This window comes from Borreliella burgdorferi B31 (assembly GCF_000008685.2).
GTDB lineage: Bacteria > Spirochaetota > Spirochaetia > Borreliales > Borreliaceae > Borreliella > Borreliella burgdorferi.
The window spans coordinates 744,909-765,360 of the sequence record NC_001318.1; the positions used below are offsets into that span (position 1 = coordinate 744,909).

Annotated in this window: 16 protein-coding genes, 2 tRNA genes, 1 other RNA gene and 1 pseudogene; 19 read left to right on the forward strand and 1 reads right to left on the reverse strand. The window is 28.9% G+C overall.

Annotated elements, in window-relative coordinates:
* The first annotated feature begins 24 nt into the window (after nt 1-24).
* The 16 genes and pseudogenes from BB_RS03585 to BB_RS03660 all read left to right on the forward strand — a co-directional run bounded on the left by BB_RS03585 (nt 25) and on the right by BB_RS03660 (nt 16,739).
* Nucleotides 25-98: transfer RNA gene (locus BB_RS03585), tRNA-Thr, on the forward strand.
* A 5-nt stretch (nt 99-103) separates the two neighbouring features.
* Nucleotides 104-185: transfer RNA gene (locus BB_RS03590), tRNA-Tyr, on the forward strand.
* A 208-nt stretch (nt 186-393) separates the two neighbouring features.
* Nucleotides 394-1,425 (forward strand): endolytic transglycosylase MltG, encoded by a 1,032-nt coding sequence (gene mltG / locus BB_RS03595; RefSeq protein ID WP_010889805.1) that lies wholly within the window; start codon nt 394-396, stop codon nt 1,423-1,425.
* 5 nt (nt 1,426-1,430) lie between these two features.
* Nucleotides 1,431-3,211 (forward strand): annotated as a pseudogene (dnaG, locus tag BB_RS03600) (DNA primase).
* Between the two features lie 3 nt (nt 3,212-3,214).
* On the forward strand, nt 3,215-5,110 hold the full coding sequence (gene rpoD, locus BB_RS03605) for an RNA polymerase sigma factor RpoD (RefSeq protein ID WP_002656292.1): 1,896 nt from the start codon (nt 3,215-3,217) through the stop codon (nt 5,108-5,110).
* Nucleotides 5,111-5,122: 12 nt separating this feature from the next.
* Nucleotides 5,123-5,881 (forward strand): zinc ribbon domain-containing protein, encoded by a 759-nt coding sequence (locus BB_RS03610; RefSeq protein ID WP_002656707.1) that lies wholly within the window; start codon nt 5,123-5,125, stop codon nt 5,879-5,881.
* Between the two features lie 26 nt (nt 5,882-5,907).
* An RNA gene (gene rnpB / locus BB_RS03615) (RNase P RNA component class A) lies at nt 5,908-6,258 on the forward strand.
* A 24-nt stretch (nt 6,259-6,282) separates the two neighbouring features.
* Nucleotides 6,283-7,251 carry a tetratricopeptide repeat protein gene (locus tag BB_RS03620; protein ID WP_002656871.1) on the forward strand — a complete coding sequence of 323 codons (969 nt, stop codon included), beginning with the start codon at nt 6,283-6,285 and terminating at the stop codon, nt 7,249-7,251.
* A 10-nt stretch (nt 7,252-7,261) separates the two neighbouring features.
* Nucleotides 7,262-8,311 carry a rod shape-determining protein gene (locus BB_RS03625; protein ID WP_002557301.1) on the forward strand — a complete coding sequence of 350 codons (1,050 nt, stop codon included), beginning with the start codon at nt 7,262-7,264 and terminating at the stop codon, nt 8,309-8,311.
* A gap of 3 nt (nt 8,312-8,314) precedes the next feature.
* Nucleotides 8,315-9,160, forward strand: coding sequence for a rod shape-determining protein MreC (mreC, locus tag BB_RS03630; protein ID WP_002660415.1), 846 nt, complete (start codon nt 8,315-8,317; stop codon nt 9,158-9,160).
* Nucleotides 9,160-9,642, forward strand: coding sequence for a rod shape-determining protein MreD (mreD, locus tag BB_RS03635; RefSeq protein ID WP_002663439.1), 483 nt, complete (start codon nt 9,160-9,162; stop codon nt 9,640-9,642). The genes mreC and mreD overlap by 1 nt, the downstream gene beginning before the upstream one ends.
* The gene (mrdA, locus tag BB_RS03640; protein WP_002656186.1) at nt 9,642-11,441 is read left to right on the forward strand and encodes a penicillin-binding protein 2; all 1,800 of its coding nucleotides are present in this window, start codon (nt 9,642-9,644) and stop codon (nt 11,439-11,441) included. The genes mreD and mrdA overlap by 1 nt, the downstream gene beginning before the upstream one ends.
* 4 nt (nt 11,442-11,445) lie before the next feature.
* Nucleotides 11,446-12,762, forward strand: coding sequence for a rod shape-determining protein RodA (gene rodA / locus BB_RS03645; RefSeq protein ID WP_010889807.1), 1,317 nt, complete (start codon nt 11,446-11,448; stop codon nt 12,760-12,762).
* A 165-nt stretch (nt 12,763-12,927) separates the two neighbouring features.
* Nucleotides 12,928-14,673 carry a threonine--tRNA ligase gene (gene thrS, locus BB_RS03650; protein ID WP_002665762.1) on the forward strand — a complete coding sequence of 582 codons (1,746 nt, stop codon included), beginning with the start codon at nt 12,928-12,930 and terminating at the stop codon, nt 14,671-14,673.
* A gap of 4 nt (nt 14,674-14,677) precedes the next feature.
* Nucleotides 14,678-15,307: a CDP-diacylglycerol--glycerol-3-phosphate 3-phosphatidyltransferase gene (gene pgsA / locus BB_RS03655; RefSeq protein WP_010889808.1), complete on the forward strand. Its 630-nt coding sequence runs from the start codon at nt 14,678-14,680 to the stop codon at nt 15,305-15,307.
* The gene (locus BB_RS03660) at nt 15,294-16,739 is read left to right on the forward strand and encodes a hypothetical protein (RefSeq protein ID WP_010254694.1); all 1,446 of its coding nucleotides are present in this window, start codon (nt 15,294-15,296) and stop codon (nt 16,737-16,739) included. Before pgsA ends, BB_RS03660 begins: the two co-directional genes overlap by 14 nt.
* Here BB_RS03660 and cyaB read toward each other — a convergent pair.
* A complete protein-coding gene (gene cyaB / locus BB_RS03665; protein ID WP_002657467.1) occupies nt 16,713-17,246 on the reverse strand; it encodes a class IV adenylate cyclase in 534 nt (177 codons plus the stop codon). The two genes, BB_RS03660 and cyaB, sit on opposite strands and share 27 nt — an antisense overlap.
* A gap of 96 nt (nt 17,247-17,342) precedes the next feature.
* Here cyaB and BB_RS03670 point away from each other — a divergent pair, with 96 nt between their 5' ends.
* From BB_RS03670 to BB_RS03680, 3 genes are read left to right on the forward strand one after another with little or no spacing between them, the layout of a single operon-like run.
* Nucleotides 17,343-18,665 (forward strand): TrkH family potassium uptake protein, encoded by a 1,323-nt coding sequence (locus tag BB_RS03670; RefSeq protein WP_002657469.1) that lies wholly within the window; start codon nt 17,343-17,345, stop codon nt 18,663-18,665.
* Between the two features lie 5 nt (nt 18,666-18,670).
* Nucleotides 18,671-19,453 carry a potassium channel family protein gene (locus tag BB_RS03675; protein WP_002557311.1) on the forward strand — a complete coding sequence of 261 codons (783 nt, stop codon included), beginning with the start codon at nt 18,671-18,673 and terminating at the stop codon, nt 19,451-19,453.
* Nucleotides 19,454-19,462: 9 nt separating this feature from the next.
* A complete protein-coding gene (locus tag BB_RS03680; RefSeq protein ID WP_002557312.1) occupies nt 19,463-20,434 on the forward strand; it encodes a MinD/ParA family protein in 972 nt (323 codons plus the stop codon).
* Nucleotides 20,435-20,452: the final 18 nt, after the last annotated feature.

The following is a 20,452-nucleotide window of genomic DNA, read 5'->3' on the forward strand; positions in this document are numbered from 1 at the left end:
TAAACTAACTATTAGTTTTTGTTTGCCGACTTAGCTCAGCTGGCCAGAGCAGCGGGTCTTGTAAACCGCAGTCGTCGGTTCGAATCCGACAGTCGGCTTTTATGGGGCGGTACCGAAGTGGTTAACCGGGGCAGACTGTAAATCTGTTGGCTTTGCCTACGTGGGTTCGAATCCCACCCTCCCCAATTTAGTGAAATTATAAGCGTTTGCCTTTTTATAATTTTTATTGTGATCTTTTAAATGTGTTATGTCGTTTCATTTTGGTGCTTTTATTTTTGTCTATTTAGAAAAGTTATTATTGGTTATAAAATATGATGTTAGCTATCAATTAAAAATTTTAATTGATAGCTAAAGTGTAATTAGCAAAGACTTTTGTTTAGCTAGGAGATTCTTGTGCTTATTAAAATTGGGAAAGTGTTTATTCTTTTTTTCTTTTTGGGATCTATTTTGTCAATTTTTATATATTTTTTAAATTTATCTTCTTTGGCAAATGGCTTAGTTTATGAATTTAATATTGAAAAAGGTTGGGGAGTTAAAAAAATAGCTAAAGAATTGAAAAAACAAAAATTAATTAAATCCGAGCTGCTTCTTGTTTTTATTTCATATATTTTAGGTAGTGATAAACAATTTAAAGAGGGGAAATATTTAATAAATGGCGATCTTTCTACATTTGAAATATATAAAGAGTTTTTAAAGGGATCTTCTAACGTAAATATTGATGTTACAATACCCGAAGGGTATACTAGCAGAAGAATTGCTTTAAAGCTTAAGGAATTTTCTGTTATTGATGATGTTCAAGATTTTCTTTTTTTAATCAACAAAAAATCATTTATTTATGAGCTTGGGCTTGATTATGACTCTCTTGAAGGATTTTTATTTCCAGATACTTATAAATTTTATAAGGGTATAGAAATAAAGAATGTAGTTCGCATGTTTGTTGATAATTTTTTGAATAAGCTTAAGTCTATAGGCGTTGTTCTTAGCGATTATTCAAGTAAGGAGCTTTACAATAGGGTAATAATAGCATCTATTGTTGAACGTGAATATAGGGTTAAAAGTGAAGCCCCAATAATGTCTTCGGTTTTTTATAATAGAATAAAATCTGGTATGGCATTACAATCCTGTGCTACTATTGAATATGTTATTACAGAGGAGCTAGGACGAAGCCATCCTAAGAGAATTTATTTTTCAGATTTAGAGATAGATTCTCCTTATAATACATATATTAATAAAGGATATCCTCCTACTCCAATTTCAAATGCTGGTATTATTTCGCTGCAAGCAGCTTTTTTCCCAAAAAATACGCAATATTTATTTTTTGTTGTAAAAGACTCTAAGTTGGGCACACATCAATTTTCATCAGAATATTCTTCACATCTTTTAGGGGCAAAAGATTATATTAAAAATTTTATTACTAAGGATTAAGAAGTATGAAGTATTTACAAACTGTAGCTTCAATGAAAAGCAAATTTGATATTGTAGCTATTGTGGAGCAATATATTAAGCTTGTTAAATCGGGATCTGCTTACAAAGGTCTTTGTCCTTTTCATGCTGAGAAGACTCCCTCTTTTTTTGTAAATCCTTTGCAAGGATATTTTTATTGTTTTGGATGCAAAAAGGGTGGAGATGTTATTGGATTTTTAATGGATATGGAAAAAATCAATTACAATGATGCTCTTAAGATTTTATGCGAAAAATCCGGTATTCATTATGATGATTTAAAAATAAGTCGAGGAAGTGAAAATAAAAATGAAAATAAAGACATGGTTTCAAAAATTTACTCTTTGAATTCTCGGTTAATTAATACCATTAAATTTTTTTTAAGTAAAAACAAAAAAGCTTTAGATTATGTTTTAAAGAGTAGAGCAATATCTAAGGAAATTGTTGATTTATTTGAACTTGGTTATTTGCCATTTAACTTTAAAAATGGTTTAGAGCTTCATGATTTTTTAGTTTCAAAAGGATACTCTTCTGAAGTACTTAGAAAAAGTGGTTTGTTCTCGAAAACCAATCCCAAAGTTTCTATTTTATTTCAAAGATTAATTTTTCCAATTAAAGACTTTAAAGGAAACGTTGTTGGTTTTGGAGGTCGAGATTTAGATGGGAAAGGTTCTAAGTATATTAATTTAGGTGAAACTGAAGTTTTTAAAAAAAGGGAGCTTCTTTATGGATTTTATGAGGGTTTTGAGGAGATTAAATCTACAAAATCAGTTATATTGGTAGAAGGGTATATAGATGTTCTTGCTTTTTTTACATCTGGGATTAAGAGAGCCGTATCTACTCTTGGCACTGCTTTTTCAAAAGAGCATTTAGCTTTAATTCAAAGATATGCTGATGAGATAATATTTTCTTTTGATGGGGATGATGCTGGACTTTCTGCAACTTTAAAAGCTTATCAAATTTGTTTGCCGTTTAATATCAATGTTAGTGTTGTTCGAATGGATTTTGGTACTGATCCTGCAGATGTTCTTAAAAGTGAGGGTGTAGACTCCTTGCAAAAAATTTTAAATAATAGATGTGATGCTTTTGAATATCTTTTGGATGTTTATTCTAATAAATATAATTTAAATAAAACTGTAGATTTAAATGCCATGATTAATTTATTTTTAAATTTGATAAATTTATCAAAAGTAGATACTCAGAAAAAAATTTTTTTAGACAAGCTAAGCAATAAACTTGGTATTGGTGTGACAACTTTATTGAAAGATTATTACAGAATAAAAGAAAGATTTGTAGTTGACAATAATAAAAGAAATTTGTATGCTCATAATGATGATTCTTATGAGAGGTATCTAATAGTAGCTTTGTTGAAAAATTTTAGTTATTTTAGCATAGTAAGGCGCAATATTATTGATAGTGATTTAATTAATGTCGATGCCAGAAAAGTTTTTATGTGCTTTGAAAATTTATTTGAAAATAATAAAGATTTTTCATTAATGGATTTAAAAAAAAATTTAAAGGATACCTATAAAGTTAGTGAATTTTTTTTGAAGAAATTTTAAATTCTGAATTTGAAGTGGATGATGAGATGCTCATTCATATTTTACTTGCAATCAAGAGAAGAAAATTAGATTCTCGTGTTTTGCTTTGCAAAAAAAGATATGATGGGGACTCTTTGGTAAATGCTAAGATTCAAATAAATGAGTTAATGTTTTTAAATATGCAGAGAAAAAATTTAAAAATCTACATAGATGATGTTCCAGGGAGTTAGGTTTTGTCGGATTTGGAAAAGAAATATTCGAAGCTGATAGAGGGTATTATTACTCATTTGGGAGATAGAAAATCTCTTAGTTTTAGTGAATTATCAAATTTGCTTCCCGATGATATATTAGAACCAGAGATTCTTGATTGTATTTGTTCGGTACTTGAGGATAGGGGAATAAGGTTGGTTAATAAAATTTCGGAATTAGATCTGGTTGTCAGTGAAGATGGAAATGATGAAGAGGAAGAGGTTGAGATTGAATCTGATAGAAATTTTATGATTTTAGATGATGGTTTTCAAAGTGATGAGGAAGATATTGACATTGATGTTAAGCTGGATGATTGTGATGAAGAAGATATTTCTGTTAAGGATGATTTAGGTTCAGGGTATATTAAAGGCAATGTTTTAAAAGATAGTCACTCAGAAGATCCAATCAAGCTTTATTTAAAGGAAATAGGAAAAGAGTTTTTATTAACGGGAAATCAAGAAGTTGAACTTGCAAAGCAAATGGATTCTGGAGAGAGTATAATTGAGAATATTCTTAAGAATGAGGGACTTGTTATAGAAAATTATTATAATCTTGTGAATACTATTTACTCAAGAATGGAAAGAGAAGAGTTTTTTAAAAGAGAAAAAGATAAGGATAAAGAGAGTAGTCCGGATTATTATAATAAAAAAAAAAGAATTGCCTCTTTTTACAAAATTCCTTTAAAGCCAATTCAAGATCGTTTAATAAGTTATGTAGATAATAAGCATAGGGTGTATGATCTTGGGGGGGATATTTTTGAAAAGAATTTAAAAAAGGAAAGATTGGCCCTAAAAGAGCTTTTGAGAGACATTCCTTTGTATCAAGAGGAATTAAGGATTTTCTCAGATGATTATATTGACTCTGCTAACAAAATAAAAGATTTACAAAGACAACAAAGAATAATTCTAAGCAGGCTGAAAATTGAAAAAATAAGAGATTTGAGGGTGCTTGGAAGAGATTTGACTATTGCTGAAAAAAAAATAGAGATAGAAAAATCTCTCAAGCTTAAAGAAGATGCTATTAAAGAGCAGATTACAGAGGCTCAGCTTGCCCAAAAAGAACTTGAGAGAATTGAGATGTATTATGAATATCCAACTGATAAAATAATAAGCATGTCAGAAGAGATTGCTAAAGGGAAGCAAATGATGCAGCATGCTAAAGATCAGTTGATTAAGGCTAATTTAAGGCTTGTTGTAAGCATTGCTAAAAAATATGCAAATAGAGGTCTTCATTTTTTTGATCTTGTTCAAGAAGGCAATATTGGATTGATTAAGGCTGTTGAAAAGTTCGAATATAAGAGAGGTTTTAAGTTTTCAACCTATGCTACTTGGTGGATTAGACAAGCCATAACAAGATCTATTTCTGATCAAGCTCGCACAATTAGAGTTCCTGTGCACATGATTGAGCAAATAAATAGGCTTAATAGAGAAACTAGATATTTAATTCAAGTTTTAGGCAAAGATCCCACAGATGAAGAGCTTTCAGACAGGCTTGGATGGGAACTTAAAAAGGTTAAAACTGTAAAGAGTGTTTCAAGAGAACCTGTTTCTCTTGAAACACCAATTGGAGAAGAGGAAGATTCTGTTCTTAGCGATTTTATTGAGGATAAGGCAATAAAAAATCCTGCAAATCACACATCTTTTGTAGTTTTGCAAGATCAAATAAGAGCAATTCTTGGAACTCTTCCTGAAAGAGAACAAGAAGTTGTAAAAATGAGATTTGGACTTGAAGATGGCTATTCTTTAACTCTTGAAGAGGTTGGACTTCATTTTAATGTTACAAGAGAAAGAATTAGGCAAATTGAATCTAAAGCATTAAGGCGGCTTAAAAATCCCAAAAAAACTCAAAAATTAAAAGATTATCTTGAAGATTTAAATTGAACAGGAGGATTGATGGAAAACAATATTGATACATTAAAAAAACTTGAAGTTATATATAAATCTAAGTTTGAGCTTGAAGAAAGGCGAAAAAGTATTCCCAAGTATTTGGAGGCGAAAAAAAATCAGATTGAAGAATTGTCGAAAGTTCTTGTTGATTTGCAACAAAAGTTTAAGGAGTATCAAAAAGAAGACTCTGCTTTAAAGTTAGATATTCAAGATATTAATTCAAGAAAGAGCAAGGCTGAAGAAAAAATTGATAGCATTAAAACGCAAAGAGAATATGAGGCTCTTGAAAAAGAACTTCAGGTTATTATTGACGATGAAGTTACAATTAGAAAAAAGATGACACATGTTAATGGGCTTAAAACTAAAATAGAAAAGGAAATATTAGATGTCAACGAGAAGCACATCAAAGAAGAGGAATGTTTTAGAGCTGAAAGCAGTAGTTTTGAGCTGGAGCTTTTAGAAATTGAAAAGAAACTTTTAGAAATAGAGAGTGAAGAGTTAAATTGTGCTTCTAAAATGAATGAAGATTTTTTATTTAAATTTCAAAGAATAATAAGAAATAAATCAAATGGAGTTGTGCCTTTGGTTAACAATGTTTGCAAAGGTTGTCATATGATACTTCCTATTGAATTTGCAAATAAAGTAAGACGTGAGCCCAACGATATTAAATTTTGTCCTTATTGCAGCAGAATACTTTATTATCAGGATAAAGTTCAGATAAGCGATGAAATAATTCCTGGTAGTTTAGCAGATCTTGTTGAATAAAATTTATTAATTTGATACTTTTTATTTAAGCTGGCAGTCAGCCATCGCTTAGTTTTATAATTAAAGCTTAAGAGGAAAGTCCGAGCTCCAATAAGAACATAATGCTAGGTAATGCCTAGGGGTTTTAAACCTAAGAAAGTGTCGCAGAAAATTACCGCCGTAAAAGGTAAGGGTGAAAAGGTGAGGTAAGAGCTCACCGCTTATTTAGCAATAAATACAGGCAAGATAAACCTCATTAGGAGCAAGATCAAGTATGTAAGCACCCTTTGTTCTTGAGGACATGCTTACGGGTAGATCGCACGATTTTTTTAGCGATAAAAAAATAAGAGAGATGATGGCATAGTACAGAACTCGGCTTATGGGTGTCAGCTTAATTTCATTGACCTAAAAGAGAGTTTTAAATGGAAATAAGATATTTAAGATATATTTTTTACTCATTTATGATTTTCATTTTCATTTTTTTAATTTATTACATTTTATCATATTTTAAATCTTTTTCTAGTTCTTATTTAAAGGCAGGTCCAACAGAAGTTGATTTGCTTTTACTCTGGGATAAAAAAGAATATAAAGAAATAATAGATTATGCTGAGAATGACATTAAAAATCATAGATTTGATTTTAATTTGAATTTACTTTTAGGATTTTCATATTTTTATTATTCTTTAATAGTAAATGAAGGGTATTTAAAAGGAGAGTTTTTAGATAAATCCATAGAAAGACTAAGATTTTTAATTTCTATAAATGATGGAGTCTCCATAAGCCCTTTGTATTACATATTGGGAAAGGCATATTCTCATAAAGGAGAGTTTTATAGCGAGCTTGCTGTAAAATTTTTAAAGAAGGCCTTAAATGCCGATAATTTTGATTTCATGAACATTAGAGAAGATATTTTTGAATATTTGGGATATTCGTATCAGCTTTTAAGAGATTACAAATCTAGTTTGAAGTTTTTTGAAAAAGCTTTTAATGAAAATAAATCTGATTTAGTGCTTTGGAGTTTGGCTTATGTTAATTATAAGTTGAATGATATAAACAAAAGCATTGAGTATATAAAAAAAATAATAGAAGAAGAGAAAAGAAAATTATCAAAGGGTGAGAAAACGGATGAAAATTTAATTCAAAAGGTATATTTGCTTTATGGAGACATTCTATTAGATAAAGGCGATTATGACAGTGCTTTTAATTACTATAATAAAGTTCTAGAAATTAATAGTTCAAATTCTAGCGTTTATGTTAAAATAGGAGATATATATAGAAAGAAAGATAAAGATTATCCTAAAGCTAGAAAATACTGGAGAGAAGCTCTCAATCTTAATCCTTATTTAGAAGCAGCAAGAGAGAGGCTTGGAATTACTTTGGAAGACTTTTAGGGAGGTTGTTTTGAATTTGTTTAAGTCTTTTTTGATAGATATTGGCATTGATCTTGGAACATGTAATACATTGGTTTATATTAAAGATTATGGCGTGGTTATGAGCGAGCCTTCTGTTGTTGCAATAGATATAACCAAAGGTAATAAAGTTGTTGCGGTTGGTAGAAATGCTAAAAAAATGCTTTGGAAAACTCCAGAAAATATTAAAGCCGTACGCCCACTTAGAGATGGAGTTATTGCTGACATTGAGAATACAGAGAAGATGATCAAATATTTTATTAATCAAATTTTTTCTCGTAAAAAATTATTTTTTAAGCCGAGAATGGTAATAGGTGTTCCAACTTGTATTACAGAGGTTGAGCGAAGAGCTGTAAAAGAGAGCGCAATGAATGCCGGTGCAAGAGAAGTTAAAGTAATAGAAGAATCTCTTGCAGCTGCTATTGGATCTGATATTCCTATTTTTGAACCTACAGGTCATATGGTGTGTGATATTGGGGGTGGAACTACAGAAATATCTGTTATTTCTCTTGGCGGCATGGTTGTAAGTAGAGCAATTAGGACTGGTGGTGACGAATTTGATGAGAGCATAATAAAGTATATGAGAAATTCTCATAATATTATAATTGGTCAACAGACAGCAGAAAAATTGAAAATTAAGATAGGAAATGTATATCCCGATATTCAAAATTTAAGGGTAGAAAAAATAGACATTAAGGGTACAGATGCTGTAACTGGTCTTCCTAGAAAGCAACTTGTTGATTCTATGGAAGTAAGAGAGTCTTTGCAAGAACCTATAAATGTTGTTGTGGATGAAGTTAAGCGCACTCTTGGTGCAACTCCCCCAGAGCTTGCTACAGACATTGTTGAGCGTGGCATTATTTTGACAGGGGGAGGGGCTCTTCTTAAGGGTTTAAATAGACTTCTTTCAAAAGAGACTGGAGTTCCTGTTTATGTTGCAGACAATCCGCTTCTCTCGGTAGCTGTTGGTGCCGGGTTATTTTATGATTATGCCAATAGAATAGATATTAGTAAAAATATTTACAGTTTTATCAATGAATAAGTTATGAATTTTCTTGTCAAATTCAAGAATTTTATCAAAGTACTTTTGGTATTGATAGTTTCTCTTGTTTTTATGATTCATGATTCAAGCAGCATTCAAAAGAGAAGATCAGATAATTTTTTGTTTTTTACTCTTAATTCTTATATTCAAAGCAGAATGCATGGGGTTTTTAGTTTTATTTCCAATGTTTTTAAAACTGTAAATGAATACAAAAATTACAAGGACAAGATAGAATTTTATAAAAAAAGGATACAACAGCTTGAAATAGTCACTCAGAATATACAGTCACTAAGGCAAGAGAATGTTCGTCTTAAAGAGCAATTAAATTTTTATTCGTCAAGCTCTAGCGATTTTATTTCGGCAGAGATTATATATCTAAACTATTCAAACATATCGACTTTAATGGCTATTAATAAAGGATTCAATGATGGGATAGAAAAAGATATGATAGCAGTTGCATATCAGGATGGATTTAGTGGCCTTGTAGGCAAAGTTGTAAAGGTTTATTCTAATACTGCTAAAATTTTGCCTTTAACTAATTATGAAAATTTTGTGTCCGCAAGGATTCAAAGTAGTAGGTTTATAGGCCTTATAGAAGGCAATGGTTATGGTAAAAAACTTGAAATGAATTACGTTAATAGACTTGCTGAAAAAGATTTAAAAATAGGGGATTCTATTGTTACTGCTGGATTTAGTGAATATCCAGTTGGTATTTATATTGGAAAGATTACAAATTTTCATATTCTTGATTATAATTCTCTTTTAAAAATAGAAGTAGAGCCAGCTATAGTTTTAGATAAGCTTGAGTATGTTTTTCTTGTTAAAAACAACAAAGAGATTGGTGAATAATGGCAACATTTTTTACATATTTTATTTCCAGCGCATTTTTAGGCAAAATTTTTCAACACTATTTTGCAACTTATTTTTATTTTTCAATAGATATTTTTTTAATTTTTCTAGTTTTTAATTCTTTGAATTTTATTTTTAATGTGGGATTATTATCTAGCATTTTATATGGTCTTCTTATGGATTATTTTACAGGATTACCACTTGGATTTTTTGTTTTTGGGTATACGATAATATTTTATTTTAACAATAAAATAAAATTATTCATGCCCAAAAATATGCTTAGCATGACAATATTTTTTATTCTTTCAAAAATTATATTATGGTTTTTAGCTATTGTGTTTTATGATTTTGTAGACTTAAAATCTTTTAATTATTCAATTTTCAACCTTGATCTTTTTGTAAATATAATGTCTATTAACTTTTTATATCCAATTCAAAATTATTTTACTAGAAATTTTTATTCTTTTAAAGAGGATTATTAGTGGGTGTTATAACAAATTTTAGATACAAGTTCGGCATATTTTTTTTAATAGTAATTATGGTGCTTTATTTGGCGATTTTATTCCAAATGCAAATTGGTAAGCATTTGTTTTATGACAGAGAAGCCAATGTTTTTTTATCAAGATTGGAAAAAATCAATGCCTCAAGAGGTGAAATTTTGGATTCTAATTCCAATGTTTTGGCAAATAATTTAACTATGTTTATCTTAAAGATAAGCTTACAACAGTATTACAATATGCCTGCTGCTACTAGAATTGAGATGATAGATTTTTTATCAAGCACTCTAGATATTGATAAATCAATTATTTTGTCTAAACTTCAAGAGCCTGGTGGATATCTTAAAGATGTTGAAATAATTGAACTTACCCCAAAGATGCTTTTCAAAATTTCTGAAAAAAAGTTTTATTATCCTGCTCTTTTGTGGACCTATTCTTTTAAGCGTAACTATTTAGTTGACGATTCATATTCTCATTCAATCGGTTATGTTGGGCAAATAAATCAAAGAGAACTTAGGACGTTTTACAATGTTAGTGGGTATGATAATACTTCTACGATTGGAAAGTTGGGCGTTGAACAAGTTTATGATAATTACATTAGAGGGCAAGAGGGATTAATAAAATACAAGGTAGATTCTAAGGAGAGAAGAATAGACGATGGTTCTATTATAAAAAATATGGTGCCCGGTAATGATGTTGTGCTTAATATCAATAAAGATATTCAAGATCTTGCTAAGAATGCTTTAGGCAAAAGGTATGGTTCTGTTGTAGTATTAAAACCATCAACAGGTGCTGTTCTTGCTCTTCACAATTATCCTTATTATTCTATGAAAGATGTTTACAATAAAGATAATAAGGAAGATTACTCTTTTTTAAATAAAGCAATTCAATCTGTTTACCCGCCTGCGTCTATTTTTAAATTAGTTGTTGCTGCTGCCATTCTTGAAGAAAGAGTTATAGACAAAGATCGTAAAATTTATTGTCCTGGATATTTTAAAGTTGGAAATAGAATTTTTCATTGCTGGAAGCCCGGAGGTCATGGGTATGTTAATTTAGAAGAGGCGATTGCACATTCTTCTAATGTTTATTTTTATACACTTGGGCTTAAGTATCTTGGAGTTGATAGAATTAGAAAATATGCAAAAGAATTTGGGTTTGGAGAAAAAACAGGAATTGATTTGCCAAATGAAGTAGCTGGCCTTCTTCCTAGTCCTGAGTGGAAAGAAAAAACTTTTAATCAGCCTTGGGTAGGAGGAGATACTGTAAATTTTTCAATAGGTCAAGGATTTTTAAATGCTACTCCTATGCAGATTGTTAATATGGTTGCTATGATTGCAAATGAAGGTGTTGTATATAAACCTAGAATTGTAAATAAAATTTTAAAAGGTGGTACTAATAAGGTTGTTCTTGAAAATAAACCAGAAATATTAAGAAAGACAAATCTTATTAGTAAAAACACATTTAAACTTCTGAAAAAATATATGAGAAGTGTTATAACTTATGGTACAGCAAGATATGCAGTTCTTACCAAAGCTGTTGAGGTTGGAGGAAAAACAGGTACTGGTCAAACTGGAATAGATGGTTTTGAAAATAGTTCTTTTATTGGACTTGCCCCTTATAACGGTTCAGCTGATAATCAAATTATTGTTTTTAGTTTGGTTGAGGCAAAAAGTAATGTGGATTGGTGGCCTGCAAAATCTACAGATTTAATAATGCAAGGCATTTTTGCAAATCAAAGTTATGAAGATATTCTTAAAGGTTATAGGCCGTGGTATATTAGGTAGATTAATGGTTTTTAGAAAAAATTATGATTATTTGGCTTTGATAAGCTTACTTATAGTTTCTTTTGTTGGTATATTGTTGATTTATTCTAGCGATTATAATATTAGTGGATCTTTAACCAAGAATGAATATATAAAACAAACCTTTTGGGTAATTATTGGATTTTTTCTAATTTTTATAGTGGGCAAATATGATTTAAAATTTGTTTATAGCATGGTATATCCTTTATATTTTTTATTAATATTGGCTTTAATTTTTACTGCATTTTTTGGAATGACAGTAAATGGAGCAAGATCTTGGATTGGCATATGGAAACTTGGAGGACAGCCTTCTGAATTTGGTAAAGTTGTTATTATTTTAACCCTTTCAAAATTTTACACTGAAAAAAAGGGTTATAATGAATTTTTTACCTTTATTACTGCATTTTTATTAATTTTTCCATCGGTAATTCTTATATTATTGCAACCTGATTTTGGTACAGCAATAGTATATTTAACCATTTTTATATTTATTTCTTTTTTTGCAGGAATAGATTTGCACTATGTTTTAGCATTTGCGTTGATAGGGTTTTTTTCTTTTGTTTTTGCAATTTTACCGGTTTGGTATGAATATAAGGTGAATATGGGTAATGTATTTTATCTTATTTTCTCAAATCCTTTTTATTTTAGAGTAATAATGGGAGTGCTGCTTTTAATTCTTTTGATTTCTGTTTTAGGATTTTTCATTTCTAAATATGGTTTGAGTATTAAAATAATTTATTTTTATGTATTTTTTGCAAGTTCTATTTTATTAGTTTCAATAGTGTTTTCAAAGGTTCTTTCAAAGTTAATGAAGACTTATCAGATTAAACGGTTTTTGGTATTCTTAGATCCGGCTATTGATGCTAAGGGTGCTGGTTGGAATTTAAATCAGGTTAAAATAGCAATTGGTTCTGGCGGTCTTTTGGGCAAAGGATTTTTAAAGGGACCTTATACCCACGCTAATTATGTGCCATCTCAAAGCACAGATTTTATTTTTTCTATTCTTGCCGAAGAGTTTGGGTTTTTGGGTGTTAGCACTATTTTAATATTATTTTTTTTCCTTTTTTTTAAATTTTTGATAATAATGAATAAAAGTCAAGATAGATATATGGCCTTAGTAATATCTGGAATTTTGGGACTTTTATTTTTTCATACTTCTTTTAATGTTGGAATGTCTTTAGGAGTTCTTCCTATTACCGGGATTCCCTTTCCTTTTCTCTCTTATGGAGGTTCTTCTACTATTACATTTTTTTTAGCAATGTCTTTTTATTTTAATATTGAATCAATAGTTGCTATGGATTGAAAATTTATTTTCAGGTTTTTGTTTTCTTATCTCTATTTTTTTAGAAAATTTTTTTGTATATTTTAATTTAGTAATTATAAATATTTGAGGTGCGTATTTTTACGTAAAAGTGATGAGTGTGAATTTTAATTTTTTAATAAAAAGCGAAAGGCAAAAGGTATTGTTGTGAGCAAAGATTTAGATAAAGAAGATATTCTTTACAAAAAAAGACACTCAATAGCTCATGTTATGGCAGAAGCTGTTCTTGATTTATTTCCAAATACCAAGATTGCAATAGGTCCTCCTATTAAAGATGGTTTTTATTATGATTTTGAATTTAAAAAGCAGATTACAGAAGATTCTCTTTTAGACATAGAAAATAGAATGAGAGAAATTTTAAAGACCGGAAGTTCTTTTGAAAAAGAGATAATAAGCGTAGAACAGGCTCTTGAAATTTTTAAAGATGAACCTTATAAGATTGATTTGATTAAAAATTTTGATTTACAAAATGAAGTTTCTATTTACAAGAGTCACAATTTTGTTGATCTTTGTAGAGGTCCTCATGTTGAGAATATGAATAAAATTGATCCAAAGGCATTTAAGCTTACTAGTATTGCTGGGGCTTATTGGCGGGGCAGTGAAAAAAACCCAATGCTTACCAGAATTTATGGAACTTTATGGAATAATGAAAAAGAACTGAGATCTTATCTTAATTTGAGAGAGGAAATAAAAAAAAGAGATCATAGAAAGCTTGGAAAAGAGCTTGATTTATTTTCTATACATGAAGAGATTGGACCAGGACTTGTTTTTTTTCATCCCAATGGTGCCAAAATAAGAGCTTTAATAGAAGATTTTTGGAGAGAAGAGCACTCCAAAAATGGGTATGATATTCTTTTTACTCCTCATATTGGCAAATCTTGGCTTTGGCAAACTTCTGGTCATTTAGACTTTTATAAGGATAGCATGTTTGAAAAAATAGAAATGGATAAAAGTGATTATTATCTTAAACCCATGAATTGTCCTTTTCATATTGCMATTTACAATACAGGTAAGCATTCTTATAGAGATTTGCCATTTAGATGGGCCGAACTTGGCACTGTGTATCGTTATGAAAAGATAGGTGCTTTGCATGGTATGATGAGAGCCAGAGGGTTTACTCAGGATGATGCTCATATTATATGCACCCATTCTCAGGTTTTAGATGAGATTAAAGAAGTTCTTAGGTTTGCTATTTATATGTGGAGTAAATTTGGCTTTAGCAACCCAAAGGCATATCTTTCTACAAAGCCTGACAAATCTGTTGGCAATGATTCTGATTGGGAAATGTCTTTAAAAGTTCTTGAAGAGACTTTAAGCGATTTTGAAGTTCCTTATGAAATTGATAAGGGTGGAGGTGCTTTTTATGGGCCTAAAATTGATCTTAAGATAGTTGATTCGCTTGAGAGAGAGTGGCAGATGAGTACAATTCAATTTGATTTTAATCTCCCTGAGAGATTTAATATGACTTATACCGCTGAGGATGGTAAAGAAAAAAGACCATTTATGATTCATAGAGCTTTGTTGGGATCTATTGAAAGATTTTTTGGAATTCTTGTAGAGCACTATGGTGGTGCTTTTCCTTTATGGTTATCTCCTGTTCAAGTAGTAATCATTCCTGTTAACAATATTGTCGAAGATTATGCTATTAAGGTTTTTAATAAATTTAAAAATGAGGGGATTAGAATAAAGCTTGATAATAGTTCCTCAAGAATGAATGCTAAAATTAGAGAATATCAGGCTAAAAAAATACCTTATATGTTTATAATTGGTGAGAGAGAAGCAACAGAAGAGAGAATATCTATTAGAACAAGAACAAATGAGCAAATAAATGGAATGAAACTTGATGAAGCTCTTAAATTTATTTTATTTAAAATAAGAGATAAGGAGATTTGATAAATTGAATAATTTAATCAAGGTCATTACCCCTAATAAAATAACATTAGTTAGAATTGCACTTTCCTTTATCATATTAATTTTATTTTTTTTGGAAAATGTATTTTTTTCGTATTTGTTTTTTGGAATTATTTGGTTTTTAATTATTTTTAATGAATTTACTGATTTTATTGATGGTTATCTTGCAAGAAAATATGGTCTTGTTAGCAATGTAGGTAAAATTTTAGATCCTTATGCGGATGTTTTGCAGCATTTAACATATTTTGTTTTTTTCTTTTACAAAGGTATAACCCCCTATTATTTTTTTGTAATATTTATTTATCGTGAAATTTCTATTGGGTTTGTTAGAAATTTAATTATTCAGTTTAATGTAGTTCAACAAGCAAATTTTTTGGGGAAATTAAAGTCACTTCTTTATGCTGTTTGCACTTTTGCAAGCCTTTTATTTTATACTTTAAATCAACTCAACTTTACAGAGTCTGTTCAAAATTTTATTAGTTACATTTTAACTTTTAAATTTAAATTTTTATTTATTGTTCAAATGACATATGTTTGTGCTGCTTTTTTTGCAATTTTATCATTTTTAGAATATGTGTTAATATTTTTGAATGTAAAAAAATATGAAAATAAATAAGACATTCATTTTGCTATTTTTATTTACAAAATTTTCTTTTGTTCAAGCTCAAGCAAATCAAATATTAACAGAAATTAGTCCTTTAAGTATTTTAAGCAAAAATGGGAAAGGAAGTGTTTACTTAAAAGTTAGCAAATCTTCCGATTATATTTTAACCCTAGATAAGAGTTCAAATTCCGATTTTGTTTTTAAAATTTATGACATTTCTAATAAAAAATATATAACCGATAAAGTAAAAAGAAGAGATTTTAAAATAAGATTAGATAAAAATTCTCTTTATGCAATAATATATGTTGGTACTAAAAATGAAAACATAAAGTTTTCGCTTACAGATTTAGATTTTTCAATTTTAAGTAGCGATTCCCTGAAAGCTAAAACATCTAAGATTGAAAAAGAAGATTTATTTTTTACTTTAAAAGATTTGCCTGTTTTAAATTTAACTGCCAAGCTTAAAAAATATGTATTAAGGATTTATAAAAGCAATATTTATATTGCTTATCAGCTAGAAAATAGCGATGATATTAAAGTTGCTGAATTTATTGAGGATGTTGGTTGGTTTAATCTTGATTCATCTGTTAATAGAAATATTACTAATATAGTTAATTTTGATTTTTCAATTAATTCTAAAGGAAATTTATATATTGCTTTTGTTACGAAATCAGGGGCTGATTTTGCCAGCGAGCTTATAGTTAAAAAATTTAATAGTAGAAAATGGATTGATATTAGTCCTGGTCACATAGAAAATTTTGGATCTTTATTAAATATTAGCATTGATTTAAAAGATAGGTTGTATTTAGCATATTTAAGGGAAATTAGGGGTGAATATAAAATTAATTTAATCTCGAATATGGGTTACGGAAGTATTTGGACCGATGTAATACATGCTTATTTAAGTAAAGGTGATTCTAATGTTAATTCATCAAACATTGGTTTAATATCTGAACCTTTTTTGGGCATTTTTTATAATTATAAGTCAAATAATGAGATTAAATCTGAATTTATTGTAAACAATGAAAATGCTTGGGTAAATGCAAATATTCCTTCTGTTTATATGGCCAATTTTATTAAAGGCTTTTTTGATTCTAATTTTAATCAAATAATTATGAGTTTTGTTTCTGAAAATAGACCTATTGTAAACATTTGTCCTTTGAAAAGTAGTAGATGGATTAATATAAGTCCTAATGTTGAAATGGAAGGTTTAAGTGCTGACATTGGGCTTTATAAAAATAATTTGTTTTTAGCTTTTGAGGACAATAATAATGTGAGATTAATTTATTTTAAGAATAAAAATTGGTATTTTTTAAATAAGCTTGAGAATTTTAAGAGTAATGTTAAAAGCCCTCAGATTGGAATTTATGGCAATCAAGGGCTTGTAATCTCTACTTTAAGCTCTAATTCCAATGAATTATTTTTTACTTTGATTTGCCAATGAAAGTAATTCAGAGTAAGGTCTAGTTTCAATGTTTTCTTTTAATCCAAATTGGTTGATTATGTTGTCAATTTCTTTTTTTGCCAAGTCTATATCATTTTGATTGTTAATTATTTTTTCTATTTCTAAAAAAAACCCAAGATTTTTTATTTCGTTTATCTCTACATTTAAATTGTTAGTTTGATAAATTAAACTTTTTTTTATCTTTTTGTATAGCTTTTTAAATTTAAGCTCTTTTATAAGGGTTAAAAAATTATTAATACTATCTATTTTGAATTCTATCTCTTTATTAATTTCTACAGTATTGTTGTTGTCTAATATTTTTTTTTTGAATGTGACAATTTTTTCTAGAGTATTTAATTTTCTTATTCTTATAATTTTTTTTTGGTTTGAGTAATARATGTCAGTTTTTATTTCTTCTTTAATAAACTTAAATTTTTTATTTGCTAGCTTGATAATTCTTTTTAACTCTTTTGTAGGAATAAATGCTTTTGATTCTATTTCAAACATATATTAAAAATAATGTAATTATGATAATATTTCAATGTTAAAATATTATGCTATATAAGATAAATTTTTAATAATTTAAACAACTTTTTGTATGATATGTTGAAATTTGAATTTAGCGACAGGTTTTTACTTTTTAGTTATTTTGTTTTAATTATGTTTATAGGCTCTCTTTTGTTGATGTTGCCTATTTCCTGGGAAGGTGATGGCAAATTAGCATACATTGATGCTCTTTTTACTGCTGTTTCTGCTGTAAGTATTACGGGCCTTACAACGGTTAAAATGGAAGGCTTTTCTACTTTTGGATTTATTTTGATAATGTTGCTAATCCAGCTTGGGGGACTTGGATTTATAAGTATTACTACTTTTTATTTGCTTATACCTAAAAAGAAAATGAATTTAACAGATGCAAGAATAATAAAGCAGTATTCCCTTTCAAATATAGAATATAATCCTATTAGAATTTTAAAAAGCATATTGTTTATAACTTTTTCAATTGAAATGATAGGTTTAATATTAATACTTATTTGTTTTAAACTTAGGGGAGTGAATATTTCATTCTTAGAGGCTTTGTTTACGACAATTTCTGCTTTTTGCAATGCAGGTTTTTCCATGCATTCTGAGAGTATTTATGCATGGCGAGATGTTCCTGAAGCTATAGTTGTGGTCTCTATTTTAATAATTTGTGGTGGGCTTGGGTTTATGGTCTATAGAGATGTAAATAACACTATTAAAAACAAAAAAAAACTATCGCTTCATGCCAAGATAGTTTTTTCTTTAAGCTTCTTTTTAATTATAATTGGTGCAATTTTATTTTTTTTTACAGAGATGCATAAATTAAAAGCTGGTTATTCAATGAGCACTTTAATATTTAATTCAATTTTTTATTCGATTAGTACCAGAACAGCTGGTTTTAATTATCTTGATAATTCTTTAATAAGCGGAAGAACTCAAATAATTTCTCTACCATTCATGTTTATTGGTGGTGCACCCGGATCAACTGCAGGAGGGATTAAGATTACAACATTTTTTTTAATTGTATTGGCTGTTGTTAAAAATCAAAACGGCAATGGATATATTATTGGTTCTTACAAGGTTTCAATAGATAGTATAAGATTTGCACTTTTATTTTTTGCAAGAGCTATTTTTATTTTAAGTTTTTCTTTTTTCATGCTTCTTTTTTTTGAGGGAGGATCTGGCAATTGGAAGGTTATTGATTTAGGTTATGAAGTATTTTCTGCTTTTGGAACGGTTGGTCTTTCAGTTGGAGTAACTCAGGATTTGTCATTTTGGGGGAAAGTCATTATAATTTTTACTATGTTTGCAGGACGAATAGGGCTTTTTTCAATGGCTGTTTTTGTTTCAAGAAAGTCGCGTTTTGAAGAATTTACAAGGCCAAGGCAAGATATTTTGGTTGGTTGAAGCATATGAAAACATTTGTTATTATTGGACTTAGTAATTTAGGCATTCACTTACTTGAAGATTTAAGCAGGCTTGATTGTCAAATTATTATTATAGATACATCTAAAGAGCTTATTGAAGAATATGATGTGATATCTACAGAAAGCTTTGTTGTTGAGCAATTCACTAAAAATGCTTTGAAAAGAATAATTCCAGTAGATACAGACGCTGTTGTTATTGATTTTGATGATGATCTTGGCAAAAGTGCTCTTGTTACTCACTATTGTAATCTTTTAGGTTTGAAAGAAATATGCGTTAAGACAGAAAATAGAGATGATGCTGAAATCTTAAAAACTCTTGGGGCAACAAAAATTATATTTCCAAGTAAAGATGCTGCAAGAAGATTAACTCCATTATTAGTATCTCCAAATCTTTCAACTTATAATATTATTGGGTATGATATTATTGTTGCTGAAACTGTTATTCCCAAAGAATATGTTGGTAAAACTCTTTTTGAAGCCGATCTTAGAAGAGAATGTGGGATTACAGTTATTGCTGTTAGAAATTTAAGTAATTCTAGGTATGAATTTGTTGATGGCGATTATTTTTTTTTAAAAGATGATAAAATTGTAATTTGTGGTAAACCAGATAGCATTGAAAATTTTACAAATAATAAAGATTTAATTAAAGATTTAATTTCAGGCTCTAAAGAGGATGAAAATTTAAATAAAGATGCTGAGAAAAAATCTAGATTTTTAGGGATTTTCAATTTTATGAAAATTTTTCAAAAAGATCGTAAGGATAATTAGGATTTAAGAATGACTAAAATTATTCCTGTGGCAAGTGGCAAAGGCGGTGTTGGAAAAACATCTTTTGTTGCAAATGTTGGTTATAAGCTTTCTAGTTTGGGTAAAACTGTAATACTTGTTGACCTTGATCTTGGTGGCTCTAATCTACATACGTGTTTGGGGGTTAAAAATAAGGGTGTGGGCATTGGTTCTTTTATTAATAAAAAGAGTAAAAGTTTTTCAGATTTAGTATGTAAAACATCTTATGATAAGCTTTATCTTATTCCAGGTGATGCTCTTTATACGGGAACAGCTAATCTTCCTTTTTCTATTAAGAAAAAGATTATAGAATCCATTCAAAAAGATCTTATTGCTGATTTTATTTTTTTAGATTTGGGATCTGGAACTTCTTATAATACAATAGATTTTTATTTGGCATCTTACAGCGGTGTAATTGTTACAATACCAGAAACCCCTTCCATACTTAATGCTTATTCTTTTTTAAAGAATGCTCTTTATCGTCTTTTATATTTAGGATTTCCGCAAAAAAGCCCCGAACGGGATTATATTGGTAATTTTTTTAAAGATAAGATTGAGGGGACAAACCTTGGATTTAAAGATTTGGTTGTTGGGATTGAACTTATTTCTTTGAGTTCCTCTTTGAAAGTTAAGAGGATGATGAATAATTTTTATCCTAGAGTGGTGCTAAATAGAATAGAAACTAGTGAAGAGATTGCTATGTGTGAAAATTTGATTAATGTTGTTAAGAATAATATTAATATACCAATAGAGTTTATAGGTTTTGTGCCTTTTGCAAAAAGTTTCAGAGAGGCTATTAATAATAGAGTTCCATTTATTGATTTTGAGAAAAATTCAAAGTTGAATAAATATTTTGAATTCATAGCTGGTAATTTAATTAAATCTCCTATTGAAGGGTCTCCTTATATTTACGATGACATATACGATATGATTAAAGATCAAAGTCGATTTATTAGAAAATAATTAGGTTATAATTCTATA

Excerpts from the sequence above, each read along its gene's own strand:
- BB_RS03610 (WP_002656707.1), top strand. The coding sequence starts at position 5,123 with ATGGAAAACAATATTGATACATTAAAAAAACTTGAAGTTATATATAAA.
- BB_RS03620 (WP_002656871.1), top strand. The coding sequence starts at position 6,283 with ATGGAAATAAGATATTTAAGATATATTTTTTACTCATTTATGATTTTC.
- mreC (WP_002660415.1), top strand. The coding sequence starts at position 8,315 with ATGAATTTTCTTGTCAAATTCAAGAATTTTATCAAAGTACTTTTGGTA.
- mreD (WP_002663439.1), top strand. The coding sequence starts at position 9,160 with ATGGCAACATTTTTTACATATTTTATTTCCAGCGCATTTTTAGGCAAA.
- rodA (WP_010889807.1), top strand. The coding sequence starts at position 11,446 with ATGGTTTTTAGAAAAAATTATGATTATTTGGCTTTGATAAGCTTACTT.
- BB_RS03660 (WP_010254694.1), top strand. The coding sequence starts at position 15,294 with ATGAAAATAAATAAGACATTCATTTTGCTATTTTTATTTACAAAATTT.
- BB_RS03670 (WP_002657469.1), top strand. The coding sequence starts at position 17,343 with ATGTTGAAATTTGAATTTAGCGACAGGTTTTTACTTTTTAGTTATTTT.
- BB_RS03675 (WP_002557311.1), top strand. The coding sequence starts at position 18,671 with ATGAAAACATTTGTTATTATTGGACTTAGTAATTTAGGCATTCACTTA.
- BB_RS03680 (WP_002557312.1), top strand. The coding sequence starts at position 19,463 with ATGACTAAAATTATTCCTGTGGCAAGTGGCAAAGGCGGTGTTGGAAAA.